General features: G+C 50.6%; 23 protein-coding genes and 1 pseudogene. 3 read left to right on the top strand and 21 right to left on the bottom strand.

The window, feature by feature from the left end; translation table 11 throughout:
- Positions 1-3: 3 nt before the first annotated feature.
- The 7 genes and pseudogenes from PBOR_RS16550 to PBOR_RS16520 all read right to left on the bottom strand — a co-directional run bounded on the left by PBOR_RS16550 (position 4) and on the right by PBOR_RS16520 (position 9,240).
- Positions 4-981 carry an AAA family ATPase gene (locus tag PBOR_RS16550; RefSeq protein ID WP_042213460.1) on the bottom strand — a complete coding sequence of 326 codons (978 nt, stop codon included), beginning with the start codon at positions 979-981 and terminating at the stop codon, positions 4-6.
- A gap of 94 nt (positions 982-1,075) precedes the next feature.
- Complete coding sequence (locus tag PBOR_RS16545) at positions 1,076-2,167, bottom strand: GerAB/ArcD/ProY family transporter (protein WP_042213458.1); 1,092 nt, start codon at positions 2,165-2,167, stop codon at positions 1,076-1,078.
- An 18-nt stretch (positions 2,168-2,185) separates the two neighbouring features.
- Positions 2,186-3,334 (bottom strand): Ger(x)C family spore germination protein, encoded by a 1,149-nt coding sequence (locus PBOR_RS16540; protein ID WP_042213456.1) that lies wholly within the window; start codon positions 3,332-3,334, stop codon positions 2,186-2,188.
- Entirely contained in the window at positions 3,331-4,779 is a 1,449-nt protein-coding gene (locus PBOR_RS16535; RefSeq protein WP_042213454.1) for a spore germination protein, read from the bottom strand. Before PBOR_RS16535 ends, PBOR_RS16540 begins: the two co-directional genes overlap by 4 nt.
- Before the next feature lie 182 nt (positions 4,780-4,961).
- Entirely contained in the window at positions 4,962-5,939 is a 978-nt protein-coding gene (locus PBOR_RS16530; RefSeq protein WP_042219486.1) for an aldo/keto reductase, read from the bottom strand.
- 97 nt (positions 5,940-6,036) lie between these two features.
- Positions 6,037-7,350, bottom strand: a pseudogene (locus PBOR_RS36650) (right-handed parallel beta-helix repeat-containing protein); the annotation flags it as partial.
- 1,029 nt (positions 7,351-8,379) lie between these two features.
- The gene (locus tag PBOR_RS16520) at positions 8,380-9,240 is read right to left on the bottom strand and encodes a DUF421 domain-containing protein (RefSeq protein WP_042213450.1); all 861 of its coding nucleotides are present in this window, start codon (positions 9,238-9,240) and stop codon (positions 8,380-8,382) included.
- Between the two features lie 217 nt (positions 9,241-9,457).
- Here PBOR_RS16520 and PBOR_RS16515 point away from each other — a divergent pair, with 217 nt between their 5' ends.
- Positions 9,458-9,664 carry a DUF1657 domain-containing protein gene (locus PBOR_RS16515; protein WP_042213447.1) on the top strand — a complete coding sequence of 69 codons (207 nt, stop codon included), beginning with the start codon at positions 9,458-9,460 and terminating at the stop codon, positions 9,662-9,664.
- An 88-nt stretch (positions 9,665-9,752) separates the two neighbouring features.
- On the opposite strand, the gene PBOR_RS16510 is transcribed toward PBOR_RS16515, so the two are convergent.
- The 3 genes from PBOR_RS16510 to PBOR_RS16500 form a co-directional block, all read right to left on the bottom strand.
- Positions 9,753-10,328, bottom strand: coding sequence for a class I SAM-dependent methyltransferase (locus PBOR_RS16510; RefSeq protein ID WP_042213444.1), 576 nt, complete (start codon positions 10,326-10,328; stop codon positions 9,753-9,755).
- Positions 10,329-10,454: 126 nt separating this feature from the next.
- On the bottom strand, positions 10,455-11,519 hold the full coding sequence (locus tag PBOR_RS16505; RefSeq protein ID WP_042213442.1) for a Gfo/Idh/MocA family protein: 1,065 nt from the start codon (positions 11,517-11,519) through the stop codon (positions 10,455-10,457).
- Between the two features lie 22 nt (positions 11,520-11,541).
- Positions 11,542-12,429 carry a sugar phosphate isomerase/epimerase family protein gene (locus PBOR_RS16500; protein WP_042213440.1) on the bottom strand — a complete coding sequence of 296 codons (888 nt, stop codon included), beginning with the start codon at positions 12,427-12,429 and terminating at the stop codon, positions 11,542-11,544.
- Between the two features lie 124 nt (positions 12,430-12,553).
- On the opposite strand from PBOR_RS16500, the gene PBOR_RS16495 reads away from it, so the two are divergent.
- The gene (locus PBOR_RS16495) at positions 12,554-13,423 is read left to right on the top strand and encodes a helix-turn-helix domain-containing protein (protein ID WP_042213437.1); all 870 of its coding nucleotides are present in this window, start codon (positions 12,554-12,556) and stop codon (positions 13,421-13,423) included.
- Between the two features lie 67 nt (positions 13,424-13,490).
- On the opposite strand, the gene PBOR_RS16490 is transcribed toward PBOR_RS16495, so the two are convergent.
- From PBOR_RS16490 to PBOR_RS16470, 4 genes are all read right to left on the bottom strand, one after another.
- A protein-coding gene (locus PBOR_RS16490) for an IS3 family transposase (RefSeq protein WP_099052451.1) occupies positions 13,491-14,668 on the bottom strand; the annotation gives its coding sequence in 2 pieces (ribosomal slippage) (positions 13,491-14,380 and positions 14,380-14,668; 1,179 coding nt in all).
- 112 nt (positions 14,669-14,780) lie between these two features.
- A complete protein-coding gene (locus PBOR_RS16480; RefSeq protein WP_042213435.1) occupies positions 14,781-15,941 on the bottom strand; it encodes a Gfo/Idh/MocA family protein in 1,161 nt (386 codons plus the stop codon).
- 149 nt (positions 15,942-16,090) lie between these two features.
- Positions 16,091-16,555 carry an AEC family transporter gene (locus PBOR_RS16475; protein WP_342671126.1) on the bottom strand — a complete coding sequence of 155 codons (465 nt, stop codon included), beginning with the start codon at positions 16,553-16,555 and terminating at the stop codon, positions 16,091-16,093.
- 259 nt (positions 16,556-16,814) lie between these two features.
- On the bottom strand, positions 16,815-17,690 hold the full coding sequence (locus PBOR_RS16470) for a LysR family transcriptional regulator (protein WP_042213432.1): 876 nt from the start codon (positions 17,688-17,690) through the stop codon (positions 16,815-16,817).
- 120 nt (positions 17,691-17,810) lie between these two features.
- Here PBOR_RS16470 and PBOR_RS16465 point away from each other — a divergent pair, with 120 nt between their 5' ends.
- On the top strand, positions 17,811-18,713 hold the full coding sequence (locus tag PBOR_RS16465; RefSeq protein ID WP_042219484.1) for a DMT family transporter: 903 nt from the start codon (positions 17,811-17,813) through the stop codon (positions 18,711-18,713).
- A 213-nt stretch (positions 18,714-18,926) separates the two neighbouring features.
- Here PBOR_RS16465 and PBOR_RS16460 read toward each other — a convergent pair whose 3' ends face one another.
- The 7 genes from PBOR_RS16460 to PBOR_RS16430 all read right to left on the bottom strand — a co-directional run bounded on the left by PBOR_RS16460 (position 18,927) and on the right by PBOR_RS16430 (position 26,652).
- Positions 18,927-20,426 carry a DHA2 family efflux MFS transporter permease subunit gene (locus PBOR_RS16460; RefSeq protein WP_042213430.1) on the bottom strand — a complete coding sequence of 500 codons (1,500 nt, stop codon included), beginning with the start codon at positions 20,424-20,426 and terminating at the stop codon, positions 18,927-18,929.
- 30 nt (positions 20,427-20,456) lie between these two features.
- Entirely contained in the window at positions 20,457-21,080 is a 624-nt protein-coding gene (locus tag PBOR_RS16455) for a TetR/AcrR family transcriptional regulator (RefSeq protein WP_042213428.1), read from the bottom strand.
- Positions 21,081-21,400: 320 nt separating this feature from the next.
- Positions 21,401-22,171 carry a stalk domain-containing protein gene (locus tag PBOR_RS16450; RefSeq protein WP_042213426.1) on the bottom strand — a complete coding sequence of 257 codons (771 nt, stop codon included), beginning with the start codon at positions 22,169-22,171 and terminating at the stop codon, positions 21,401-21,403.
- Positions 22,172-22,271: 100 nt separating this feature from the next.
- A complete protein-coding gene (locus PBOR_RS16445) occupies positions 22,272-23,048 on the bottom strand; it encodes a M15 family metallopeptidase (protein WP_081972073.1) in 777 nt (258 codons plus the stop codon).
- Between the two features lie 76 nt (positions 23,049-23,124).
- Positions 23,125-24,447: an FtsW/RodA/SpoVE family cell cycle protein gene (locus tag PBOR_RS16440; protein ID WP_042213423.1), complete on the bottom strand. Its 1,323-nt coding sequence runs from the start codon at positions 24,445-24,447 to the stop codon at positions 23,125-23,127.
- Positions 24,444-24,776 carry a PadR family transcriptional regulator gene (locus PBOR_RS16435; protein ID WP_042213421.1) on the bottom strand — a complete coding sequence of 111 codons (333 nt, stop codon included), beginning with the start codon at positions 24,774-24,776 and terminating at the stop codon, positions 24,444-24,446. The genes PBOR_RS16440 and PBOR_RS16435 overlap by 4 nt, the downstream gene beginning before the upstream one ends.
- Before the next feature lie 421 nt (positions 24,777-25,197).
- On the bottom strand, positions 25,198-26,652 hold the full coding sequence (locus PBOR_RS16430) for a DHA2 family efflux MFS transporter permease subunit (protein WP_042219480.1): 1,455 nt from the start codon (positions 26,650-26,652) through the stop codon (positions 25,198-25,200).
- Between the last annotated feature and the right edge of the window lie 17 nt (positions 26,653-26,669).

Here is a 26,669-nt window from a genome sequence, read left to right as displayed (position 1 = left end):
GGCTCATTCCACCCTTCCGCCTCTGGACAGGACAGTTGCCTCTGCCGGAACCTCCACCTCGCGCAGCACCTGAAGCACGACCTCAGCCGATTGCCCTTCACGGACTCCGGGCCCGCGCTGCAGGATTAGCCGGTGTGCAAGCACAGGAACGGCTACTGCCTTAATATCATCCGGTATAACATAACTCCGGCCTTGAATCAGTGCATATCCCTGCGAAGCACGCAGGAGAGCGAAGCCCGCCCGGGGGCTGGCGCCCAGCCGGACGGCTGGAGATTTACGGGTAGCTTCGACCACGCTGATCATATAGGCCAGCAGTTCATCACTTACATTAATACCAGCGGCTAGCCGCTGCATCTCTTGAATTTCCTGTGCACTGGCAACCGCAGCGGTATCCTCCAGGGGGTTGTTCTGGCGGAAGCGCTGCAGAATATGCACCCCTTCATCAAATGTGGGGTAGCCTGTTGTAATCCGCATTAAGAACCGGTCGAGCTGCGCCTCCGGCAGCGGGAAGGTTCCCTGGCTGTCAACCGGATTCTGCGTGGCGATGACCAGAAACGGCCGCTGCAGCTCATGAGTCACACCGTCGATGGTAATCTGCCGCTCCTCCATACATTCCAGCAGACTTGACTGGGTACGCGGAGTGGCCCGGTTAATCTCATCAGCGAGCAGGATACTGGCGAATACCGGGCCCGGGCGGAATTGAAACTCTCCGCTCTTCTGGTTGTAGTAGTTGATGCCGCTTAAATCAGAAGGCAGCAGGTCGGGCGTGAATTGAATCCGCTTGAAGGCGCAGTCCAGCGAGCGGGCCAGTGTTTTGGCGAGCAGTGTTTTGCCGGTTCCGGGTACATCCTCCAGCAGCACATGACCATTTGCGAGCAAAGCTGTCAGCAGCAGATTCACACCATTCTCTTTGCCGACAATAACCTTAGCCAAATTTCCCCGGATCGATTCAATCAAAGCAGATGCTTCTTGAAGATTCATGTATAATTACACCATCCCATTCCAAAAAAAGGTATGTACTATAGCTTAATCATACCAGAAAGCGTCTACATTATATAATTGGGAGAATCAACAGTCATTTCAGCTGCTTGCCAGACTTCGAGCGTACCCATGCCACGATAAAATAGTACACCGGTATAAACTCCACAATCAGCCAAAAAATAGTCGTATTGAAAGAATAATAATTATGGTAATATACGGCCACATTCATCGAGTATACAAATGCAATTGTAATGGAACAGACCGTCAGGAGCGGAATCATAACTTTTTTTGCTTTTTGTCTGGTAAGATACAAGGCACATTTATAAGCAACATAGATCATAAAAGAGCTGTGAATGAACATTGAGGACGACCATATGCCAATCAGAATCGGATCAGAGTTTCCCAGGAGATCATCATTCGAGGAACTGCGGATCATCTGCAGGAAGGGAAACTGCAGTTCCTTCCCGAGATACGGGCCGAAATTCAGCATGGTCATAAGCCATACTATCAGAACAATCAGTATCACAGTGATCCCACCCAAACTCAGTGGCTTCATGATCTTATTGCTGATCTTAAGCTCCGGGGCAACAAAAAGAAACACAAACCATTCGCCAAACCAGGACATCACTGTAATCGAATCCTTAATGACGATGTGCGGGTCATGATAATGGAGAAATGCCGGAAGCATAGAATATTCTGCATGCTGGATGAATAAATACGTACTTAGAATGGCGAAGACAATGCAGATCAGAGCAATGCCTTCCGACATATACACTATAGAGGCAAAACCCAGATGAGCGGTGTACATAATGACCAGACCCACAACAAGTATAATAAAAAGCGGGGGAGTTCCGCGCAAATAATTGCCTCCGAAGAACAGTGCGAAATTGTGTATATCATATGATACGTAATAAATACACCAGCACAAGAGCAGAATCACTATGATTCCATGCAGCCACTTCCCCATAATCTCTGCCCCGAACTCAACCCAGCCTATTCCCGGCTTGAGCTTTCCCACCATGATCGTGAAATATAACAGAATCAGCCCAAGGAAACCGCCAAGAATCAGGCTTATCCATCCTTGATAGGATGAGGTTTCAATGAGACCGGGAATCAGAAACATCGTACTTTGAGAGCCAAGGTATACAATCGAGAACCGAGTCATTTGCCATTTAGATGTCCGCATATTTCCTCCTTCGCCCCCTTATTTCTCCGAACCAAAATCTGCAATTTTAAAATCAGCTGTCACCTTGATCCGGGCCTCCCTGCTGTAATAATCCTCCCAGTGATCACGCAGACGTTTCCATTCTTTCGGATAATTCCATTCCAGCAGCATACCGAGCTGAAGTACATCTACTCCCGCCTTCTGCACATTTTCCAGCGTCTCCGAAACTTCCTTTACCGCTTTCTCCTGAAGTTTGGTCTTAAGCAGATGGCTGAGCTGGTCCGCTTTACGTTGTTTAGAGTCCTTGAAGGAGGTTATACTCGCCCGGCCTTTTAGCTTAATATGAAAGACTGGCCCTTCAGGAGTCATCTTGACAGAGGAGGAGGCTTTGTCATTCAGAAAATACGCAGTGGCAGTCCCCTTGCCGTCATCATCCCATGAAAACGAATTTACAGATTGAACGTATTGATTTGCTGCCCAAGCCAAGGCTCTACCCTCTTTCACCTTCAGTATGGCCTTCATCTTCTTATCCTGAAACAGCATCACACCGTCTACCCCGCACCAATATTCCGTTTTTCCCTGCTCAGAAGTTTCACTTTTTTTGCCGAAAGATAAATAATTCATGGCATAGCCCATATGGTAAGACTCCGACAGGATGCAGTCTCTGATTGTAGTACTTAACAGAATCTTTTGCCTGGCCATATTATTGAGCACCTGATCGGGCAATTGCTCAAAGACCGGTGTCAGCATCGGGATCTCCTTAGCCTTGCCTGGAGCAGCCATAATATAGGTTCCGAGAGAATTCTCAGGCTGCCGCTGGAACCATTCCAGCATATCTCCTATCCCCTGCTTGGCATATTGTTTGCCCAGTACAATAATCTTGAGATGTGAAGCCTCCATTTTGCGTGACAAATCCTTCTGAATCAGCAGGATAGCTTCCGGAATGGTCGGTGCAGTCTTGGATACCATAGAGTAGCTCTTTCCGTCTCCAGCCCCACCCCCTTGTGCGCCTGAATCCAGACGGTTCGGGAGCGGTGAACTGATAGTCACCTCAACCGTTCCGGGTTCCTCACCAACATCAATAAACAAGCCATATACAAAGGTCAATTCGTCGAGTTCCAGCTTGGACCAGCAACCGGTCAGATTCAGAAGCAGCACTAACACAAGGATCAGCTTGAGAGGCTTCATTGCTTCTGTCTCCTTTTATTCTTCCTGTCGGTATAAGAAGAGCTGCGCTCCGTCATATACTGGGACGGAACACGGACCACGGTATCCTTCCAGTCTTCCAGAACCAGCGGAGCTACCGGCTGTAGATAGGGAGTGCCAAACGATTTTAGATTAGCAAGATGGCCATATATGATAAAAACGGCGATGAAGACACCGAACAGTCCCATCGTCCCCCCCAGAATCAGAAGCACGAAACGCAGCAGTCTAAAGGTCAATCCAAGCTCAAGATGGGGGATGATGTAGGAGGCGATACCCGTAATGGAAACTACAATAACCATGGGTGCTGAGACAATTCCCGCCTGTACCGCAGCCTGCCCTATGACAATACCGCCGATAATAGAGACAGTCTGGCCAACCGGCTTCGGAATGCGGGTCCCTGCTTCTCTCAGTGCTTCGAAAGTAAGTTCCATGATCAAAGCTTCCGTCAGTGCAGAGAAAGGGATATTCTCACGGGCGGCAGCAATGGTGATCAGCAGGTTGGACGGAATGATCTGTGCGTGGAAGGTTGTGATCGCCACATATAAAGAAGGCAGAATCATCGATATCAACGAGAAAAAGAAGCGGACCAGCCGGATCCAGCTGCCGGCGTAGAAGTTCTGGTAATAATCCTCAGAGGATTGCAGAAGCGCAAAGAAAGTTACAGGTGCCAGTAATGCCGACGGGGTACCGTCCTGCAATATGCTGATTCTGCCCTCCATCAATGATGCGGCTACAGAGTCGGGACGTTCTGTATATTGATAGATCGGAAAAGGTGAAAAATGCCCCTGGCGCATATGCTCAGCCAAATAGCTGATGCCCAGAATTCCATCGACTGAGAGACTATTTAGTTTCTCTTCCATTTCAGCCAGGATTTCCGGCTTACATAGCCCTTCGATATAAACCAGATATACATCGGTTTTGGTGTATCTGCCGATCGAGAAATGTTTGGTCTTCAGATCGGCATGTTTGATCTTGTGGCGCAGCAAGGACAAATTCGTCTGAACATCCTCGATAAAAGCCTCCTGGGGTCCAATGACCACCAGCTCGTTCTGCGATTCGGACACTGCTCTCTTCTGATACTGGGTAATTTCGAAATAATAGACATACGGCAGTCCTTCAATACAGAGCACCAGATTCCCGCTGACAATCAGCTCCACGGCCCTGTCCGGATGAAAAGCCTTCATATAAGGAATCGCAAAGGCTGAGCCGCGGTCCAGACGCTCCATGAATTGCGGCCAAGCCGGTTCACTGTTAGCCTCTGATTTCAGCGGGCTGGAAACAAATTCCTGCAGGCTGAGCATGTCCACAATGGCAGGAATATAGATCAGCATGCAGGCGTGTCCGTACACATGTATCGACTGGTATACAGCATCGCTGCAATCCGTGAGCTGTTCTTTGATGAGCTCAAGTATATTCTTGTCCGGCATCCTGCCTGCCTCCTTCCGGCTTTAGAGAATCTTCCTTAGTGTGCCAGATCACCCTGAATTTATGCCCCTAAGCACAAATACCCCCACTATGCGGGGCCCAGAAACCTATAAATTCTATTAAAAAAGGAGCCGGATCATCCCGGCTCCTTCATTAAACGGTATTAACGCTGCTGTTGCTGTCCTTAGAAGCCCATCACCGGATGAGGAATATAAGGCTCCTCCAATCGGTGTACATCTTCCGGACTGAGCGTGACCGACACCGCTGCGGCGGCATCCTCCAGATGGCTCATTCTGGTCGCTCCGACAATCGGCGCAGTGACCGGCTTCTTCTGCAGGACCCAGGCAAGTGCCACCTGGGCCCGCGGAAGACCACGTTCTTCAGCAATCTCCTTCACTCTCAGCGCCACCAGACGGTCGGCTTCCTCCGTCCGGGAGTACAGCAGCTTAGCAAATTGGTCACTTTCCGAACGGGTACTCGTCTCCTGCCAGTCCCGGGTCAGCCGCCCGCGGGCCAGCGGACTCCAGGGAATCACTCCGATCCCTTCCGCTTCGCACAGCGGCAGCATTTCCCGTTCTTCCTCACGATACAGCAGATTCACATAATTCTGCATGGATACAAACCGGGTCCAGCCATGCCGTTCTGCCACATGAAGCGCCTTCAGAAATTGCCAGGCAGACATCGAGGATGCACCGATGTAACGTGCTTTGCCCGCCTTCACCACATCATGCAGGGCTTCCATTGTTTCTTCAACCGGTGTCGACGGGTCCCAGCGGTGAATCTGATACAGGTCCACGTAATCTGTCCCCAGCCGCTTAAGGCTATGATCGATTTCACTCATGATAGCTTTGCGTGACAAGCCTCCGCCATTGGGGCCCGGACGCATTTTACCATGTACCTTCGTCGCAATGACTACCTCATCGCGCGAGGTGAAATCCTTGAGCGCACGTCCGACAATCTCTTCGCTGGTACCGTCGGAATAGATGTTGGCCGTATCGAAGAAGTTGATGCCCAACTCCAGCGCTTTGCGGATAAACGGCCGGCTCTCCTGCTCATTCAGTGACCAGGGATGAGTTCCGCGCTCCGGCACCCCGTAGCTCATACACCCCAGACAAATCCGTGATACATCCAGTCCCGTTGTTCCCAGCTTCACATATTCCATATTCGGCAGCATCCTCCCTATAGCAAATTAGATCCTATGAAACCGATTATAGTATACCGCTGCTGGCCGGAAATGGAAATCAGTCCTGTTATCCGGCTTATTGAAATGTAGCGCCGATGTTCGTGCCGCTTGGGGTGCCTGATCCGATCAGATCACTTCCGGCGGCCAGCTTCAGAAAGCTGCCGAGGCTGAAGGAACCGTCCGCATTTCTCACGACCGAAGGTGTGAGGCTGACAAAGTCACTACTGCTTGCGCTTAGGCCTTTGGCATTGGTGCTGGCGTTGCTTTTCCACCATACATTGGTGCTGAGGATGTCTGTCCCGCTGGTCTTGTCGCTGGAGCTGCCGGCAAAACTCAGATTATTCGTAAACTGATGAGTCCCTGTATCAAAAGCATAATTGCTCTGTCCATTGCTCCAGGATGTATTATTGGTCATTTGGATCGAACCCGGGTTGCTGTTATAGGTAAACCCGTGTTTTTTATTCTGAAAAGCGATGCTGTTCTGCACAATGTGATTGACAGCTATCTTTTCACCGCCGAGCTTGAAGCCGTTGCCGTCACTGTTCGCTGTGCTGTTTCCGTCTGAGGTCTGCCCGTTCTTATAAGCAATGCTGTTCTTGATCGTGACCACTCCAATAGGGCCGGTATCTGACTTGGTATAGAGGTCCCAGCCGTCATCTGTGTTCCAGGCAGAGATGCAATAGTCAAATACATTACCGGGTCCAATGGTCAGCTTGGCGGCAAAACCGTCGGCATCCTCGCCATTATCCGGATCGTAGTTGTCATGGGAGTAAACGCCGATAATCTGGTTATAGCTGGGCCAATCGGCCATGTTAGACAAGGTAGAGGAATAGCGGCTGATCTGCAGCCCGGAATCCCGGTTATGATGAACCTCAACATTCTGAATAATGTTGTAGTTGCCGCCGATGAAGATGCCGTTATCTCCTGCCCCTTTAACCTCCAGACCTTTTACATTCCAGTAGTGTCCGAAGATCTGCAGGCCGCGTTCTGTGGAAGCGAAGGTCTCTGCGGAGAAATCAAGTACCGGCTTCTCACTTCCGTAAGCAATAAGGTTCTTGCGCGCCGCTGAAGTACCGCTGTTCTCCCGCTCAACCGTTACCGGAGCGGAGAAGGAGTAGGTACCACCGCGCATGTAAATTGTTCCTCCAGCAGCCACCCGGGTAAGCGCCGAAGACAGGGTCGTCGGGCTGCCGATTGTACCCGGATTACCTGCTGCCCCGTTTGGTGCAACATACAGGCTTCCGGATACTGGTGTTGCCGTTGGCGTCGGAGCAACAGTAGGAACTGGAGTTGGAGCTGTGCTCGGTGTTACTGTTGCCGTTGGTGTACTTACAGGGGTTGCCGTGGGTGCTGAAGTCGCAGTAGCTGTAGGGGCGGTAGTTGGACTTGCAGTTGCTGTAGCTGCTGGTGTAGAGGATGGTGCGGCTGTCGGTACAGTGGACTCTGATCCGTTGACTACAATATTGTCAAATTTCACTGAAGTCTTGTAGGCTACCAGGCCGATGCCTCCGGCAGTCAAATTGTTATCGTGTGCATTTAGTTGCAGCACATTGTTTACATACATATTGATTGAATCTCCACTTAGTTCAAGCTTTACTGTGTACACTGTGCCTGTAGAAACTGCGAAGTCTTTGGAGGCCAGCGTAGTGCTCGAACCCGAGACTTTCTTGCGGATTTCGAGTGTGCCGCCATTGCTGTTCGACAAGGAAGCTGCGTAGTAGTTATTGCCGTCCGTATACCGCCCGCACACATAAGTCCGGTTGCTTCCGTTGAAGTTATCCACTTTCACATCCGCTTGAACACTGTAATCACTCCATGTGCTGCTGCCTGCGGAGGTGCGCCCTTCTGTACTAGCAGACTGATAATATACTTTGGAGCTGCCATCCTGAACCACAGACCATGTACCTGTGGTACTGGTCCAGCTGCCTGCACTGCCGGATTCGAAATCATCATTGAACAGACTTGCCGCAGCAGCTGAAGGTATTCCCAATTGGAGCCCGCCAAAGACGAGCGCCGAAGAAAGCGCAATCATTAAAGCATACGAAAATCGCTTTTTTAGTTTCACGTTAACATTAACCTCCAAAGTGTTGGATTATTTAATAACCATTTGCAGCGTTTGCATTACGGTTGCATTTCCATCGAAACCTTGTCTGACTAAGTGCAGCATCTTAACGCCATGGCGCTCCTCCTTTTGCCCGACTATGCAGATCACTGCTAAACGTTAATTTTCACAGCAGTCAATCTAATCTCCACTATAAGTAAATATTTGTAATTGTACAGGGATTTCGGAACTATTTTATTGTATTTATTTGAATTATAGAATTTTCTATGAATTTTCTGCTAAACTCTTCTGGCTTAGCCAAATAGAGCATACAAAATAACCCCACAAAGTGGGGCTGCAAGGTTCCAAGCAAACCAGTCAATTTTGAATAAAAGGCTTAAGTCTCTTCAGCAATGTCTGCAACTGTTCTGAGGTATTTTCGTACATCTGCTTGGCTTCTTTATTCTTCGTTGACAAGCTAAACAGCTCTAGATCGGCTTCACATTTCTTCAGCAGCGCATACAGCTGTGGCTTATCCTGCGGCTGCTGTACCTCCACATTATCCGTGTACAGATCTACGGTAAGTTCACCATAAGAGTCAACCTGGCCCAGGAATACATTCTCCACGTTCAGGTTGAGCTTCTCCAACTCCCCTTCCAGCCAGCCGCGTGACAGATTCAGGGTATCGAGCGGTTCATCCATAATTTTGCCGTCCATAATCACCGCCTGCGTCTCACTCTCGGGAGCAACCTTAATCCCAAGGTGTTTAGGTGTAAGCGGCTGGTTCTCCCGGGTGAGCAGCACATTGATCGCGCCGTCTGACTCCATAATGGCAAATTCAACGTCGGCTACTTTGAAGACATCCTTCTTCCGCAGCTCCTCCAGTAATTCATCTGTAGTCAGCTTCTCCTTCTTCATATTGTTCTCCAGAATCTTGCCGTCTTTGATCAGCACGGTGGACTTGAAATCAATGAAATCCCGGGCTTTCTTGCTCTTGATCTGCAGATATTCAATTCCGAGTGAAAAGGCTACCCAAACGATAAGAGCGATCAGGCCGAGATGCCAAGTCTTATCTGTATCGAGCGAAATGTACGCCGCTAAGCTGCCTACTGTAATTCCCGTGATGTATTCGAAAAAAGACAGCTGTGAGACCTGACGCTTCCCCAGTACTTTGGTAAGGAAGAAAAGCACAACTACAGCAAAAACCGTCCGAAGAATGACCTCCAGTGCTTCAGGCATTCGTAAAACCTCCTGTAAAGTTATTCATTATCCGCATTGTAGCTTCATTATTTGTCAAAACAGGCGGTAAATAACCAAGAGAATAAATTCCTGTTTCCAAACAGACGGATGGACATTCTGCCAAAACGGAATTTTTTACCTGTATGTCATGCTACCGGTTGCGGATACTACTCTGTGAGATTCTGCTCCAACCTAGACCTGAGGAGGTAATGATCCAATGACTGTTGCATCACAAGTCAAAACCTGCGTAGCTTCGTTGAAGAGCGCCCAAGCCAGTCTTGAGCAGTTCGCTATGGAAACCCAGAACGAGGAAGCCAAGACACTGTTCACAAATGCTGCAGAGCAGACGCAGCAGATTGTCCAGCAGGTGGAAGGCCGCGTAACCGAAATTGAGAAGGAAGAGCCGCAATACAAAGGATTCTGACCGTTATTTAAGAACGGCAAACAGGCTGATCCATATGCAGAGTACTCTGCTACCGGATCAGTCTATTTGTTACTTTTGAATACCAGCCTCATAGTTTAACAGCATCTGCTATCAATGAAACAAAACCTAACTTCCCATCTGCATTTCGGTGATCAAAGCGCTTCGAACGGTAGATGAAACCGCCGCACTCATCCCAGGGAACATCATGGAACCGCCCGGATTCATCACAGTACTCCAGCAGTTTAACCTGATACCCTGCGGCAGTGAACATCTTCTGCAGAGTAATATAAGTATGTACGATCCGGTGAGAGGCAGCAGGATGGTCCAGCGGTCCCGGCCCGCCGATCTGCACAATGTTCTGATACGCTTCATCCGGGAAAAAACCGTCCGGTACGGCGCAGCGGATATACCCGCCAGCAGCCAGATACGGATAACAGGTTTTGGCTGCCTGTATCCCTTCCTCATACGTCAGATGCTCCCAGACATGTTCGGCAAGAATGGCCTCCAGGGAATCAGCGCTGAATTTGCGCGACCAATCCTCTTCCCGCAGCAGATTCAGCTCCGCCTCTTCCGTATGCAGCCACCCCTTGTTATGGGGGCTTCCCCCGCTCCCAATTACTACTCTTAACGGTTCATTCAACCGGATCCCCCCATGGTTAAGCATCTACTATCTGGTATTCATTGTAATCTCATTTCGGAAGATCAGGAATACAGCTTTGTCAGATGAATATGGATTTATATGACTTTTACACAAAAAGAAAGAGCAGCTCATTGGCCGCCCCCATCTATTCTATCTGTTCTTCACATTCAGCTCAGCACTCTGTATAAATTCCGCAATGTTCAGCTTGCTGCCTGTCCGCGCACTCTCAAGTGCGCCAAGCACCATCGCCATACTGTAGCGGTTGTCGCGGCAGTCGGTCTCGGCGGGACGCTGCTCCGCAAGCGAGCGGAACATCTCTTCGAGACAGCCCTGATGGAAGGTCTCCTCCATCTGTACAACCGGTCCATCCACCCGCTCATAATCATTCAGGAATTGGCCTGAAGACTCGATCCCGCTAACAATTTCGGCATACGGCATGTCCCGGCCATCCCAGACCGCTGCACCCCGTTCCCCCTGAACCCGCCAAGAGGCTTCCCAGGATGTAGGCGCGCCTTCCGCACACCATGAGCCCTGATAACAGAATACGGAGCCGTCTGACATTTCAAAAATACAGATGGCCGCCGCATTCCCTTCATACCACGATCCGGGAGGATTGAATTCCTGACAGTACACACTTACAGGGTCAGCACCGCTGATAAAGCGGGCCTGATCGAAGGTATGGATCGCCATGTCCAGCAGCAGCGGGCTGTCCATCGCTTCCCGGAATCCGCCGAAATGCGGGGCCAGATAGAAGCCCGCGCTTATGGAACCGGTCCGGCCTATCGCTCCCGAGGTGATTAATCCGCGTAAAGAACGGATGCGCGGATCATACCTGCGGTTCTGCATGACGGCATGGCTCAGCCCTGTGCGTCCGGCAATGTTAACGATTTCATTACATTGCTCCATCGTTTCCGCCAGCGGCTTCTCGGTGAAGACATGACATCCGGCTTCCAGTGCCTTACTGGCAATACTGAAATGGCTGGACGGCACGGTAATATCGAACACCAGATTGGCCCCTGTATCTTCAATCGCCTGTGATACATCTGTAAATACCGGGCAGGTGAGTCCGTGTTTCTCTGCCATGGCCTGCGCGGATTCCACCCGGATATCTGCGAGTCCCACGATTACAATTTCAGCATGCTTCAGCGCATAGCTGATCCATTCATTAGCCATGGCTCCGCAGCCCGCAACAACTACACGATAATCTGCTGTCATAGGTTGTTCCCCGCTTTCTGATTTAGGCAGGATTCGGCACGAAGCTGCCGCCCCGGCATTTTTTCAAATAATGAAGTGCATGAACCTGGCCGGTCATTTCCAGCTCGTCACGGTAAACGGGATCATGCCAGCCTTCGATATCAATAGTTCCTGTGTACCCGGCCTGCCGCAGTATCGAGATAACATCGGTCCAGTTCGTATCCCCGAAGCCCGGTGTCCGGTGCCATACATACGGTTGAGGTCCGTGAATTCCGTATTCCTTGATAATATCCCAGGCTATCGTAGCGTCCTTGCCGTGAACGTGGAAAATTTTGTCCGTCCATTTCCGCAGCTGCGGAATCGGATCGATCAGCTGCACCATCTGATGGCAGGGCTCCCATTCCAGCCCCAGGTTATCGGCATTTACCGCATTGAACATCTTCTCCCATGCTGTAGGGTTATGGGCAATATTCCAGTCCCCGGATTGCCAGCTGCCATCCATGGAACAATTCTCAAAAGCGATTCTGACGCCGCGCTCCGCTGCTCTTCTGGACAGCTCACCAAACACCTCTGCAAATTTCGGGATGGACTCGTCAATTGAAACCCCGGGCAGACGTCCGGTGAAGCCGGAGACCATATCGGTTCCGAACAGATGGGCATGGTCGATCAGCCGTTCCCAGCTGGCCAGCGCATCCGAATTGTCACCTGTGCCTGTAAGCGGATTCCCGAATATCCCTACAGAAGAGATCACGAAATCATGCTCCGCTGCCAGCTCACGCACCCGTGCAGCAGTTTCTGCCAGATCCGTATTTCCTGTAGTCTGCCAGAAGGTCAGGCTGAAGGATTCAAACCCGTGTCCGATAATCTGCGGAATCACTCTTAGCGCATCTCCGCCTCCCACCAGTGTCCCGATTCTCAATGCATTCTGCATCTTGTATACCACTCCAATATTGGTTTATAGTTAGTTCAACAACCCAAGTATATCCCTCATTTCGGGCAAAATCTCTTCTTATCTTGTGCTAAACTAGCTGAATCTTGTGGGAGTTGAAGCATTCATGACTTATCCGAAAGAACTGAAGGAATATCCCGCGCTCGAAGAGAAGATCTATCCTTTCCGTTTATTCTTCAATCACTGCCGGGGCGCCAAGCCGGAGCAGAACATCCTCTTCCTGCACTGGCATGAGCATTTCGAAATTATTGTAATGCGCGAAGGCCGGGCGATCTTTCATGTGGACAGCAAACCTTATGAAGCCGGGCCCGGAGACGTGATCATGGTGCCATCCGGCGGGCTGCATGTCGGCTATAGCCTGGATAGCGGAGATGTTTCCTATGTCTCGATTGTTTTTCATGCCTCATTGTTCAAGGACCGGAATCAGGATTCCCAGCATGAGCAATTTGTAGCTCCTTATCTCAGCAACCAGTATCAGTTTCCGGTCATGCCTGTGGTCCATAACCCGGAATGTGCCTCCTATTATCCCTTGCTAGAGCGGATTATTGACGAAGTGCAGGCGAAACAACCTGCTTTTCAGCTTGTGGTAAAGAACCAGCTCCACTTATTCTTTACACACCTGTCCCGTACCTTCCCGGCCCAGCAGAGTGAACGTCATTCGATCAACCGTGAACGCTTCAAGCCTTTGCTGGAACACCTGGAAACCCATGTTGATCAGAAAATGTCGGTCGAGAGCGCTGCCCGATTCGTTAATCTGAACGCGTTCCATTTCTGCAAAACCTTCAAGAAGCTGACCGGACGAACCTTCATCGATTATGTGAACCTGTGCCGGATGGATGAAGCCGAGCGGCTGCTGCGGGAGACCGGCTTCAGCATTACCGAGATTTCCGGCAGAGTCGGCTGTGACAATCCCAATTATTTCACCAAGCTCTATAAACAGTACAAGGGGCAGACCCCATCCAAGGTGCGAAAATAGACACAAAAAAACACCGCGCACCAATGAAGTGTGGTCATACCCCTGTCAAGTAGACAGATGAAAAAAGCTATGCAGCCAGCGCGTGCCGATACTCAATCGGTGCGCGCTGTTTGAGTTTGGCCTGAAATCGCTGGTAGTTATAAAAGTAGATATATTCCTCGACGGCTTGATGGATCTCCGCTTCTGATTTACACTGGTGAAGATACAACTTCTCTGTTTTGAGATGCGAAAAGAAGGATTCGATGCATGCGTTATCTAGGCAGGTTGCTTTGCGAGAGTGGCTGCCTTTGACGCCGAATGCCTCTAATCGTGTGTTGTACGCCTGAGACGTATATTGGAAGCCTTGGTCCGAATGGAGTACGGCTTCCGAGACGTCTCTTTTTCGTGTCCACTGCTCCACCGTATCTAGGACCAATTTCACATCGTTACGGTCGGAAATTTGCCAAGCGACAATCTCATTGTTAAAGAGATCCTGAATGGCGGACAGATAATAAAATTGGGTGCCATCTGAGATATACGTAATATCGGTGACGAGCTTCTGTTGAGGGCCAATGGCATGAAACTTACGCTTCAATCGGTTCGGATACACCACGGATGGAGTATAGCTGGAACGATTTCGTTTCTTTCGGATCACCGATTGGATTGACAATTCTTTCATCATTCGTCCTACCTTTTTATGATTGACGAGGTAACCTGCTTCCCACAGAGCTGTCCGCATTCGAGGGTATCCGAAAAAGGGATGTGCCAGGTGAATGGCTACCATGTGCTCTTTAATTTCATGATCCCGCGCGCGTACTTCGACCTGTCGTGATCGTGTGGCGCGCCACTTGTAATAACTGGCCCTAGGGAGTCCTGCAATGGCCAATAGGCGTGTAACGCCGTGTAGGTCACGCAGCTCCTCGATAATTTGGTAATTGTCCTGTGATTTCAATTTCTCTCCTTTACTAGATTTGGATACCGCTTTTTTAAGTAGTCGACCTGCGCTTTCAAGTAATCCCGCTCTTCTTCAATGCTGGCAAACGTCGTACGGGAGCGTCCTTTTATAGGACTGGATATGCCCTTACGGGTATCGAACGCTTCCCCATTTTGGTACTTCCTCACCCACACTTTCAGTTGGGTCCTGTTCCGAATCCCCAACATTTCTGCCACTACATTATAACTGGCGGATCCCTCCAGATACTCCCTGACCGCCGCCATCTTGAAATCCTCCGTATACTGTTGAAATACTTGACCTTTTCTGGCCATAAAAATATCCCCTCCAAGTTTACTCGTTCCTAATCATAACATTAGGTTTTTTACGAGTGTCTACTTGAAGGGGATAATACCAGTGTGCGGTGTTTTTTTGTTCATTTAGAGTCTACATCTCCGCTATCGGAACCCAGCGCCGCTCTTCAATCGAGCGTTCCACCGCTTCCAGCACAGCCTGGCATTTCACACCGTCCCGGAAATTCGGCTCTGGCTGGCGGCCTTCGGCAATCGCATCCGACAGCTCCAGCATCTCGTGAATGAATGTGTGTTCAAAGCCAATGGTATGGCCCGGCGGCCACCAGGCTTCGGCATAATCATGGGCGGGATCGGTGGCGAGCACTCTCCGGAAGCCCTGCACATCCTCGTCATCCGAGGTCAGGTAGACCTCCAGTTCATTCATCCGCTCGAAGTCGAATTTCACACTGCCCAGGCTGCCATTGATCTCAAAGGAATTGGTTGAACGATGCCCGGCCGCGAACCGTGTCGCCTCAAAGCTGCCCAGGGCACCATTTGCAAAACGGGCCAGAAACAAAGTAGCATCATCCACCGTTACCGGGCCGCGCGGTGCATCCTTGCCGGCCTTGGCACTTAGACCCGTCATTTCCGTTGCCAGCGGCCGTTCCTTGACGAATGTCTCGCTCATGCCGATGACCTCCTGCACATCCCCTACCAGGAAATGGGCCAGATCAATCAGATGTGCCCCCAGATCACCATGCGATCCTGAACCGGCAATCTCCTTCTGCAGCCGCCATACCAGCGGGAATTCAGGGTCGAGAATCCAATCCTGCAGGAACCAGGCACGGAAATGATAGACCGTTCCCAGCCGCCCGCTCTCAATCAGCCGTTTCGCCAGTCTGACCGCCGGAGAGAACCGGTAGTTGAAGCCAACCATATGAACAATACCGGCTTTTTCCGCTGCCTCCAGCATTTCACGCGAATCCGCCAGATTCAGCGCCAGCGGCTTCTCGCAGAAAATATGCTTGCCCGCAGCTGCCGCGGCCAGCGCAATCTCCTTATGAGCATTGCTCGGCGCATTGATGTCGATTAGGTCAATATCGCTGCGGGAGACCAGCTCCTTCCAGTCCGTTACACCTTCCGACCAGCCCAGCTGGCTGACGGCCTCCTGCAGCGCTTCCGCATTCCGTCCGCAAATGACGGACATTTGCGGTTTGAGTGCCCGGGGGAAGAACATCGGCAGACTGCGGTAGGCATTACTGTGGGCTTTGCCCATGAACTTATAACCTATCATTCCGATCCGTAGCTGTTTCAATATGAATCCTCCTCAAAGAATACTTCCTGATTTCAATCCGCTATAAAAACTGCAATGCTTCCATACGACAGCAATCATTGTACACGCATACATTTTCTCATTGGGAACGTTCTCAGTCAATCTGCTTCTCCCCGGGACCGTGCGGATCCTCAAATATTCACCAGCATGATCACACCAGTTACCGTAACTGTACTGAGCAATGTGGAGAAGAACACAGCCTGCGAAGAGAACTCCGGTTCATTATCGAATTCTACAGCAAGCAGCACTGAACTGAGCGAGGTTGGCACGGCAGAGGAGACAATGAGTGCTTTGGCTACCAGCCCCTCCATCCCCAGCTGCCAGAGTGTCAGTGCAGCAATAGCCGGTCCGGCAAGCAGCCTAAGGGTAACCGATAAGGTTAGATCAAGCATTTTCCCGGTGGGTAATGACCATTTCATCGAACCAAGCTGAACACCAAGCGTTACCAGTGCCAGTCCGATAAAAGTATTCGCCACATAGCCAATCGGAGCTGCAAGGAAGCCCGGAAGCGGAATCTCCAGTCCCCGCATCACCAGTGCCAGCGGAATGGCATAAATAACAGGTTGTCCGGCTATCGTATGGAGTACCATGCGCAGACTGCTGCGGTGAGCGTTAACACTATAGATGCCATAGGTATTGGGCAGGAAGGATTGCAGCGTTAGAATGACAACCTGAACGGCAAGAGTCAGCGGATTTCCGGAGAAGGCCAGCTGGTTGATTGGAAGCCCGTAGTTCGCACTATTTGAACAGCGGAATCACGTTGTTCAGTAATATCGTTGTAAACAGGAACATGTCCAGCGTCAGCCTCCACGCAGCAAAATAAGCAGCCGCAGCCGGCTTTCATTCTGCCCGTAATTATTGGTTATTGTCCATCCAGGTCTCCACATACTTTAAGAACCGTTTTGTTGCCGGTGATGCATATTTCATCGAGCTGACGGCAATTCCCAATGAGCGGAAACTCCGTTCCTCCAGCTCAAGCATGGCGACGTTATGATTCTGGCGCCGGGTAACGAGCTCCGGAAGAATGCTGATGCCCAGACCTTTTTCCACCATGGCAATAATCGCATAATCATCACCTGCCGAGAATTTGATGTTCGGCTTAATCCCCGCCTTCTCCAGCACCCGACGCACATCGTAGTCCGAACCGGCTTTGGGGATAATGAAATCCTCATAGGCAATTTGTGCCAGAGGCATATAAGGCGCCCGACTCAAGGGATGGTCCTTAGAAAGAACGGCCAGCATCCGGTCCTGCTTCAGCGGAAAGACCTCGAACTTCTCCCGGGTAGGCAGCGACAGGAAGCCGCAGTCGACCACGCCAGCCTCAATCCACTGCTCAATCTCCAGATATCCGCCCTCCATCAGCTTGAATTCAATATACGGATATTCTTCGCGGAACTGTTTGATCATCCCCGGCAGCCAGTGCACGGAGACACTCGTAAATGTGCCTATCGTAATCGTTCCTGTCTCCAGCCCATGGATATCCGCCACCTGCTGCTTCAGCTGTTCATTCCATTTGAGGATTTCACGGATCGGTTGAATGACCTGCTCTCCGTTAACCGTCAGCTTGACACCGGAACGGCTCCTCACAAGCAGCGGGAACCCGAATTCACTCTCCAGGCTGCTTATCGTATGGCTGATGCCGGATTGGGTGAAGCCCAGGACATCAGCTGCTTTGGTCAGACTGCCGAGTTCAACCACTTTGAGGAACACCTCGTATTTGATAATACTCATCGCTAACCCCTTTGCATTACATGAGAATTACTCATGTTTCACATGATAAACATTCAGTTACCTTATGTATTCGAGCGTATTATACTATATTCACTTGAAATAAAGAAGGATGATGATGGAATGAAGCCGCTAAAGGCCGAGCTGATGCTCATGGTAGTTACAATGTTCTGGGGGTCCTCCTACCTCTTCATGAAGATGGGGCTGGGCACACTCGGAGAGTTCAATCTGATTGCATTGCGTTTCGGGCTGGCCTTCATTCTGGCCGCTCTGCTGTTCCGCAAACGGCTGCGCAGTGTGGATGCCAGAACATTGAAATATGGAGCCCTGCTCGGCTTTCTTCTGCTCGGTGTGTTCACCTGCATTACCTTCGGATTGAAGACCACCACGACCTCCAATGCCGGATTTCTGGTCGCTCTGACCGTTGTTTTTGTACCGCTGCTGGATGTTCTGATCTTCAAAAAAAGAGTCGCCCCTCCGCAAATCTTCGGTGCAATTCTGGCGATTGCCGGCATCGGTCTGCTCACTCTGAACGGGTCGCTGCATGTCCAGACCGGTGATCTGCTCTGCATTCTGGCCGCCGTATTCTACGCCGTACAGATTCTGGTTACCAGCCGCGCTGTCAAGAGCAGCGATTCGCTGAATATCGGCATTCTGCAGCTGGGCTTCGCCGGGGGATATGCCCTGATTCTGTCAGCAGTCTTTGAGACTCCTGCACTGCCTTCGACTCTTCCCGGCTGGATCGCCATCCTCGCGCTCGGAATTTTCTGCAGCGCCTGCGGCTTCATCCTGCAGCCCGTTGCCCAGAAATACACAACGCCGACCCGCACCGGATTAATTTTCGCCCTGGAACCGGTCTTTGCCGCCTTCTTCGGCTACTGGTTCGCACATGAGCAGCTTTCGCTGCAAGGCTACACCGGTGCTGCCCTTGTCCTGCTGGGCATTATAGCTTCCGAGCTGCTGGGCAGAATGCATTTCGCTCCGCTTCCGGCAAGAATGCTCAAGAAACGGCGGGCCAACCTATAAAGATTCTATAATGGCTCTGATCTGCTCCTAGCCAGCTGCTGTAAAGACATAAATGTTGCACGTAGTACAACTCTGATACAGAGATACCCGTGTGGAAGAGGCAAATGTTGTATTTCGTGCAGGATTTCGCAACGTAATCGAAACAGCGGTGTTATAAAACGAGAAAAAACGCCACAGCGTTAAGCTGTGGCGGCCGTAAACCCAAGATATGAATTAATGTCCCATCATAACAGCAGCGTCGGCTTTCTGCCCTTCCGGGGCTCCGGCGGAACCGGCTGTTTTCGGTTTGCGCAGAATCAGACTGAGTACAACTCCGGCCAGCGCGATGCAGGCGGAGAGGAAGAATACATCATTGAAGCCCTGTACAGCGGCGACAAGCGGATTGCTTCCGGCAGCCATCTCACCCATATGAACAGTAATCTGGCTGGTCAAATACCCGGTCATTCCGGCAACAGCAAACGATACTACGACCTGCTGCGCTGCGGCGGTAAGCGGAGTCACCCGGCCAACCCATTCACGCGGTGCAGAGTTCAGAACATGCGTGTTGACCGGCATCATCGACAAGCCCATTCCCAGACCCATCATAGCCAGACAGGCCATGATAACCGGAAGACTTGTGTCAACCGTTACACCGGACAACAGGAACAGCGCAGTGGAAATGACACTGAGTCCGACAAACAGCAGCGGTCGTGCACCAATCTTATCAAATAAGCGGCCGCCCACCGGCATACCAAGGCCGGAGGCCAGCGCCTGCGGAAGCAGGATCAGCCCTGTCTCAAGCGGCGTGTAATTCCGGATCTGCTGAAGATACAGCGGAACGAACAGCATGGAACCGAACAAGGCTGCCTGAGTTACCCAAGACAGGATAATCCCCCGCGTGAAGTCCGATGAACGGAAGACGCGCAGCTCCAGCAGAGGATGCTTCTGCATCAGCTCGGCGATAACGAACAGCACCAGTGCTACACCACCGACAGATAAACCCACAAGAGCCCCCGTCGAAGTCCAGCTTTCACCTCCGCCTTGATTGACGCCGTAAGCAAGCATGGAGAACGCAAGCGGAGCCAGAATGATACCGAAGATATCCAGATGCGCTTTACCCTTCTTTTCGGTAACCGGCAGATATTTAACTCCAAGAATGATACCCACGATGCCGATAGGCAGGTTGATCAGGAAGATCCAGTGCCAGCTTACGTACTCTACCAGCCAGCCGGAGAGAATGGGTCCAAGTGCCGGAGCCAGCAGCATGGGAATTCCAAGCATCCCCATAATTGAGCCTCTGCGTTCTGCAGGAGCCAGTCTGAAGACCATAGCCATACCGATTGGAGCTACCATCCCGCCGCCAAGACCTTGAATGACCCGGAAGATGACCAGTTGTGTCGAGGTCTGGGCCACCGAACAAAGAACGGACCCCAGTACAAACATGACAATCGTTGTTAAAAAGACTTGCTTGGAACCGAAACGGTCAGTCATGTAGCCGGCCAGCGGAATAACGGCAGCCAGCGCCAGCGTATAGCCGGTAATAGCCCATTGGACGGTCTTAAGGTCTGTTGCGAAATATTGCACAAGATTCGGAACCGCAACGTTAACGGCTGTACTGTCCAGAATTACCATAATCATACCGACGATAATGGCCAACAATGGCGGAATAATGGCTTTCAGCGAGAACGGTGCTTCTATTGCGGCACTGTTTCCTTGATTTGTAGTGTTTGTCATTCTCTTCTCCACTCTTTTCTCTGTTTATAATTAGTTATACTTATGAAAATAAAGCTCAAACAACCCGTCGATCTGCTCCTCCAGCGGCGAAAGCTTAAAGATCTCCTTCAAATCCTCCCGTTCCTTCGGCAGGCTGGAGATCATAATCACCGGGAAAACAATTGCCCCGTAGACCTGCATCATCATCATCATGAGCTTATCACGGTCCTGCTCTCCGGTAATCTCGCTTAGCGCTTCCTTAATACGCTCCAGCCTCATCAGCTTGGAGTACTTCGCATACTCATCCTGTGAACCCATAATATGATGTCTTTGATCAAGCATCTGCCGGGCCATTCCCGGGTAACGGCTGAGATTCATAATATACCGCATGAAAAATAGCTTCATCCGCTCCTTCGGCGGCAAGGTGTTATCTTCCAGTGCTTTGAAGGCATCATCAAAGGTAGCCACCAGTTTCTTCACAGCGTCGCCAAACAGCTTTTCCTTGGAGCCGTAATAATAATTCACCAGTGCGAGATTCGTCTCTGCCCTTGCAGCAATACTCCGAAGGGTAATACAGCTGAATCCCTCTTCGCGGATTAAATCCACGGTTGCATCGAGTATAATCTGCTTCGTATCCTTATCTGAAGAATCAGCTTTGTTGTCAGGTTTAACCATAATGCAGCTTGTCGCCCTCCTTTGCCGCAATAATCTAATCAGTGATCTAATCAATGATTTAAACAGCGTTTAATCAGAATTTAAAATTACTCTCTTTAGAGTGATCTGTCAATAGAAGTTTCAGCCAATCAGACTCTGCAGCTCGCAAGACATGTCTTTCATCTCTGCCGCCGACCGGCTGACTTCATTCATTGCCTTGAGCTGGGCATCCGATGCCGCAGCAATGAACTAATTGCCCGGCCGTTGGACAAAAAAAGAAGCATCTATACTGCTGCTGTTACAGCTGTAAGATGCTCCCGCTATTATGGATCAGTTATCCGTTATTTCAGCGGGCTGGCCAACACTTCCACCGCCTGAAGCGGGCTTAGCTTCAGCTCGACAAGCTTGCCCAAGGTATTCAGCTCCAGCGTCAGCAAAGCTTCCGATTTAGAGAACGACAACACGCTTGTGATCGTCATATTCCCGTCATGCTGACGGCTTTCTGTGGACTTCACTCCGAAGTACTGGCCTGCCGGAACGGTTACACCTTCCCAAGTTTGCTGTATGACGGGCAGCGAGGGCTGCTCAGCTTCTGTACTGAAGTACCGCTCACGCAGGGCCGTGTAGTTGCCTGCGGCAAGCAATCCGGCTACAGCTCCTGCAGTTACCTCTGGTGAGTAGATCTCAACCTGCCCTTTTGCCGGAGTATAGGAGGTAACCAGTCCGATAGCTGCAAAAAACGACAATGGTGCATACGCGCGCTGCTGCTTCAGTTCAATGCTATCTGTAAAAGGCACCCGATCCTTGCCGTTTAAAATGATCTCTCTCCCGCTCAGTCTGAACTCAATGGTTTCCTGGAAGCGGTTCAGCTTGAACTGTCCTGTGGCACCTATAAAGGTTGTCTTATACTTGAGGACTTCCGTAGTCTCCCGGAGCGGGAGCATGAGGGTTGATCCGCTGGTATAGGCTTGCGGCCCATCCGGCTGCAATGCTTGTCCGTTCACTATAATATTTACGCCTGGGGCTGCGTGGACGCTATTTCCGGTTAATCCCCCCGATCCTGCTGCCAATAACAGTACACTTAGGAATACGGCTACGATTCTGTTCTTCAAATCGATCCCACCTCTCCTGTAATATAATTATTATGCACGCAAGCTTCAGGCAATAAACTTACATGAATCATTAACCGTTCTGCGCAGCTTTGGAACAGTCTTACTCCACATTAAAGTTAAAATACTGCTGCGGATAAGGCTCCTTGATCAGTGTGAAGTGCCACCATTCCTTGGTGTAGGGCTTGAAGCCCTGCTTCGACATGGCATCCTTAAGAATCTTACGGTTGGCATGCTGGGTACTGTTGACCAGAGTAGTATTATAGTAAGAAATCTCGCCGAAGAAATCATACGGGCTGCCCATATCAACCAGCGCCCCTGTTTTTTTATCAGCCAGTGTCAGATCGATGGTGCTGCCCCGTGAATGCCCCGATTTCTTGGAGATGAAGCCCAGCTTGAACAGATTGCGCTTGTCCAGCTTGGGATAATACTGCTGCTTCATCTTAATATCCGCGGCGTCCAACGACCAGCGTACGAAGTGATTCACCGCTTTTTGCGGGCGGTAGGCATCATAGATTCTCAGGATATACCCTTTGCTGTTTAGATCGTCACTGACTTTCTTCAGCGCACTCGCTGCTGTCCGCGAGAAAATCGCCAGCGGCGCTTTGTACCCGTCAACTCGTGTTCCGGTAAAATTATTCTCGCTGTAGTAGCGTATCTCAAATTGCGCCGTTGGAATCACTTCATCCAGATACACAAACCCGCCGGGGAGGTTGTTTTTCTTCTCCACCTTGCTCTGCGCCGGGGCTGCGGCTGTATTCTGTATCTTAGGAGCCGCCGCTATGGCTGTTGTTGCCGTTGCCGTTAGAAGCGCAGCACCGCCTACAATAAGCGCACATAAGACCAATCCCAACCTTCTGCCTGTAATTCGCAGCTTCATCAAAGCTAACCCCTCTCCTGCTCATCCCGTATTTTCACCCTACCAGTATACGTGCAGCAGCAGAGGGCGTCCATAGTTAAGAAGAGACTTGTGCCGCAGGGAGCATATCCTTCCGCCGGTAGACCCCCATCAGCAGCCCGACAGCGGCGAATTCAATGAAGACATGCTGTCCGTAGCTGAGGAAAGGGAACGGGATAGCAGTGATTAGCATTCTTCCGCTGAGGATCGATAGACCATAAGCCAAGCGGATGGCTAGCATAAGGGCCAGAGCAAGGATAAGCATCCGCCCGTAGGTATCGCGTACAGCGCGGGTATAAGAAATCATTTTGAGAACGAACCAGCCCACTGCCGCGATGAACAGCAAGCCCCCGGCCCAGCCGAAGCATTGAACCAGAAATACAGGGAAAAGATCTGAATACGCATACGGCATTCCATCCCCCGCTCCACCGAACCCAAATCCTCTCCAGCCTGCGGATGTAATGGCCTCGTAAATGACACCATTGAGGTAACCCGGGCCATTAGCCATATAATTATGATCCAGCGCTCCAATGATCCTGTCACGCAAGTTCATATTATTCCAAACATAGATGGCTCCGCCCGATAAGGAGGTTATCACCATTAATCCGGCTGTGACCCAGCGGCGTGTTATCCATACATATAGTGTCAGTGATACTGCCAAATAAACCACCAGCTCCGGTAAAGACCGGATCGCCGCATAGATCACCGCAGGCAGCAGCAGTAATGCTAACTCCGCTAATTCTCTGGTCCGTCCGCTCCATTTCAGCACAAAGCTGCGGCTGGTCCATATTCCTGCCAGAGCGACAACAAATATATAAGGACTGTATCCAACCAGATCAATATAAAAGCCCATAAAACCTACATAGCGTCTATTCCCATTAATTAATTCAGGACCCAGCAATAGGCTGGCAACGATCGCCATCAATGCTGCAGCATAGATGAATCCTGATGCTCTCTGCAGCAGCTTAAAATTGACGAAGTACATTCCTGTCATAACTGCGATCCCAAGGATGATATACACCGTCTGGCGCATCATCAGATCAGATAGGGCCGGGTTGAAGGAGGTTCCGGCTTCTATAGACCCCATCCCCAGCAGACTGACGCCTGACAACAACATTACACCTGTAAGCAACCCCCAGGGAATCCGCGGTTTATGGATTTTATGCAGATCTCTGCCGATCACCTGCGGGTCTCCCATTTGTGCGACAGCATATTGCTGCGCTTCGTCTTCTGTTGCACCAAGCTGCTGCCGCTCCAGCATCAAGTCCTGGAAATGCCCGCTAAGCTCCTCCCGGATTTCGCTATGCATTCCTTTGGCTCTGACCTCGGCACACACCTTGTCCAAATATTTGTCCAGATTCATCTTGCTCTGCTCCATCATGCACCGCTCTCCCCCAGTACCGAATCCACCGCGCCTTTGAACAGCTTCCATTCCGCTCTCTTCTCCTGCAGCTTCTCCTTGCCTTCATCCAGCAGCCGGTAATATTTGCGTTTGCGTCCTTCAACCTCAAGCCAATACGCCTCCACCCAGCGTTCGCTCTCCATCGCATGGAGAATCGGGTAAAGCGTGCCTTCCTTCAGGGAAAATACCCCTTGTGAGCGCTGCTCCAGCTCTTTGATCAGTTCGTAGCCGTATAACGGCTTGTCGAGCAGCAGCGTGAGTATCAGGGTTCCCGTGCTGCCCTTCAGCATTTCCTTACTGACTTTCATCGGCATTCCCTCCCGTTCAAATGGTTATCCGCTAATACATCGTTAATCTATGCTTAATATACTTTAATTCCCAGTTGAAGTCCAGACATTGTCTCTACCTCAGCCATACAAGTAACCCGTTAAAACTTGCGGATAAGCAGCCTCTAGGGGCATTAATGTTGTACGTTCTACAACTTTGATCCCCGGATACATGGGCGCTATAGAGGATTGTTGTACGAAATACAAGATTTTCTCCGCTAAGCCGCCTGGAAGAGGAGAAATGTTGCCTTTTTTACAACAATTATGAATTAGGAGCGATATCATGAGGGAAATGTTGTATTTTGGGCAGGATTTTATACAATGAATGCTCTGTGAGCTCCATATTGCACATAGCAAAAAAGCACACCCGAATTACGGATGTGCTTGCAGTCAATTAATGAGATTAGTGCATGGAAGCCTGTGTCTTGTGCGAGACAATAACACGTTTCAGGAAGAAAGCAACCACCAGACCGATAATGGCCATCACCATGCCGAAGATGAATGCGTTCTGTACCCCGTGGGTAAATGCGGCACCAACATTCAGCGGATCGGCAGGATCCGTTACAGTCTTCATATAGCTCTTGGTACCGGAAGTCATAATGCTTACCGCCAGAGCCGTACCAATCGCCCCTGCAACCTGCTGCAGAGTATTCATGATTGCTGTACCGTCAGGATAATATTCCAGCGGAAGCTGGTTAATCCCGTTCGTCTGGGCAGGCATCATAATCATCGAGATTCCGATCATGAGCACGCTGTGAAGAACTATTACGAAGATAACGGTAGAAGTTGCTGTAATACTGGAGAAGAACCACAGCGAGACAGCTACGAGTACGAGCCCCGGAATAACAAGCCATTTCGGGCCGTATTTATCGAACAGACGCCCCATTAGCGGTGACATTAGTCCGTTAATAATTCCGCCCGGCAGGAGCAGCAGCCCTGCTTTGAAGGCAGTATAGCCTTGTCCCTGCTGCAGATACATCGGAAGAATCAGCATCGAGGACAGAATCACCATCATACAGATGAAGACCATCAGTACACCGACCACGAACATCGGGAACTTGAAAGCACGCAGATTAATCATCGGCTGCTTCATCGTCATCTGGCGGATGCAGAACAGAACGAGCGCAATCACACCGATGGCAATGGCGATGATCACCTTCGGGCTTCCCCAGCCTTCCGCTTCACCGGCGCTGCTGAATCCATATACAATACCGCCGAAACCGAGTGAGGATAATATAATCGACAGGATATCAATCTTCGGCTTGGTCACTTCTGTGACGTTCTGCATGAAGAAGATTCCGCTGAACAGCGCGATCACGAGGAACGGCAAGGACAGCCAGAAGATCCAGTGCCAGCTGAGGCTCTCGATAAGCAGGCCGGCAATAGTAGGGCCGATCGCCGGAGCTACCATGATGACGAGTCCGATGAGACCCATCGCCGCGCCTCTTTTCTCAGGAGGAATAATAACCAGGATCGTGTTGAACATCAGCGGCAGAAGAAGTGCAGTCCCCATCGCCTGAACGACCCGCGCTGTAAGCAGGAATTCGAAATTCGGCGCCATTGCAGCCAGGAATGTTCCCGCAATCGAGAAGCACAATGCTGCAATGAACAGCTGTCTTGTCGAGAACCACTGCAGGAGCAGCCCGGAGATCGGAACCAGAATACCTAATGTGAGCAGGTAGGCTGTAGTCAGCCATTGTGCTGTAGTCGGTGTAATTTGCAATACATTCATAAGATCACTTAGAGCTACGTTTAGTGCGGTCTCACTGAACATGCCGATAAATCCGGCAAGCAACAAGGAGACGAGAATGGGAAGTGTCTTAAATTTGCGGGGCTCTGTCTGCCCCTTACCAGTCATAGTTGCGTTCACTCTCA

The sequence above is a fragment of the Paenibacillus borealis genome, assembly GCF_000758665.1.
In the GTDB taxonomy this organism is placed as follows: Bacteria; Bacillota; Bacilli; order Paenibacillales; family Paenibacillaceae; genus Paenibacillus_AQ; species Paenibacillus_AQ borealis.
Note: the sequence above shows the minus strand (reverse complement) of the source record. Positions and strands in the feature narration are given on the sequence as shown.

Excerpts from the sequence above, each read along its gene's own strand:
- PBOR_RS16440 (WP_042213423.1), bottom strand. The coding sequence starts at position 24,447 with ATGATGGAGCAGAGCAAGATGAATCTGGACAAATATTTGGACAAGGTG.
- PBOR_RS16535 (WP_042213454.1), bottom strand. The coding sequence starts at position 4,779 with ATGCCGGACAAGAATATACTTGAGCTCATCAAAGAACAGCTCACGGAT.
- PBOR_RS16500 (WP_042213440.1), bottom strand. The coding sequence starts at position 12,429 with ATGCAGAATGCATTGAGAATCGGGACACTGGTGGGAGGCGGAGATGCG.
- PBOR_RS16505 (WP_042213442.1), bottom strand. The coding sequence starts at position 11,519 with ATGACAGCAGATTATCGTGTAGTTGTTGCGGGCTGCGGAGCCATGGCT.
- PBOR_RS16495 (WP_042213437.1), top strand. The coding sequence starts at position 12,554 with ATGACTTATCCGAAAGAACTGAAGGAATATCCCGCGCTCGAAGAGAAG.
- PBOR_RS16455 (WP_042213428.1), bottom strand. The coding sequence starts at position 21,080 with ATGGTTAAACCTGACAACAAAGCTGATTCTTCAGATAAGGATACGAAG.
- PBOR_RS16465 (WP_042219484.1), top strand. The coding sequence starts at position 17,811 with ATGAAGCCGCTAAAGGCCGAGCTGATGCTCATGGTAGTTACAATGTTC.
- PBOR_RS16540 (WP_042213456.1), bottom strand. The coding sequence starts at position 3,334 with ATGAAGCCTCTCAAGCTGATCCTTGTGTTAGTGCTGCTTCTGAATCTG.
- PBOR_RS16520 (WP_042213450.1), bottom strand. The coding sequence starts at position 9,240 with ATGCCTGAAGCACTGGAGGTCATTCTTCGGACGGTTTTTGCTGTAGTT.
- PBOR_RS16435 (WP_042213421.1), bottom strand. The coding sequence starts at position 24,776 with ATGAAAGTCAGTAAGGAAATGCTGAAGGGCAGCACGGGAACCCTGATA.
- PBOR_RS16550 (WP_042213460.1), bottom strand. The coding sequence starts at position 981 with ATGAATCTTCAAGAAGCATCTGCTTTGATTGAATCGATCCGGGGAAAT.
- PBOR_RS16545 (WP_042213458.1), bottom strand. The coding sequence starts at position 2,167 with ATGCGGACATCTAAATGGCAAATGACTCGGTTCTCGATTGTATACCTT.
- PBOR_RS16430 (WP_042219480.1), bottom strand. The coding sequence starts at position 26,652 with ATGACTGGTAAGGGGCAGACAGAGCCCCGCAAATTTAAGACACTTCCC.
- PBOR_RS16510 (WP_042213444.1), bottom strand. The coding sequence starts at position 10,328 with ATGCTTAACCATGGGGGGATCCGGTTGAATGAACCGTTAAGAGTAGTA.
- PBOR_RS16445 (WP_081972073.1), bottom strand. The coding sequence starts at position 23,048 with ATGAAGCTGCGAATTACAGGCAGAAGGTTGGGATTGGTCTTATGTGCG.
- PBOR_RS16470 (WP_042213432.1), bottom strand. The coding sequence starts at position 17,690 with ATGAGTATTATCAAATACGAGGTGTTCCTCAAAGTGGTTGAACTCGGC.
- PBOR_RS16515 (WP_042213447.1), top strand. The coding sequence starts at position 9,458 with ATGACTGTTGCATCACAAGTCAAAACCTGCGTAGCTTCGTTGAAGAGC.
- PBOR_RS16530 (WP_042219486.1), bottom strand. The coding sequence starts at position 5,939 with ATGGAATATGTGAAGCTGGGAACAACGGGACTGGATGTATCACGGATT.
- PBOR_RS16460 (WP_042213430.1), bottom strand. The coding sequence starts at position 20,426 with ATGACAAACACTACAAATCAAGGAAACAGTGCCGCAATAGAAGCACCG.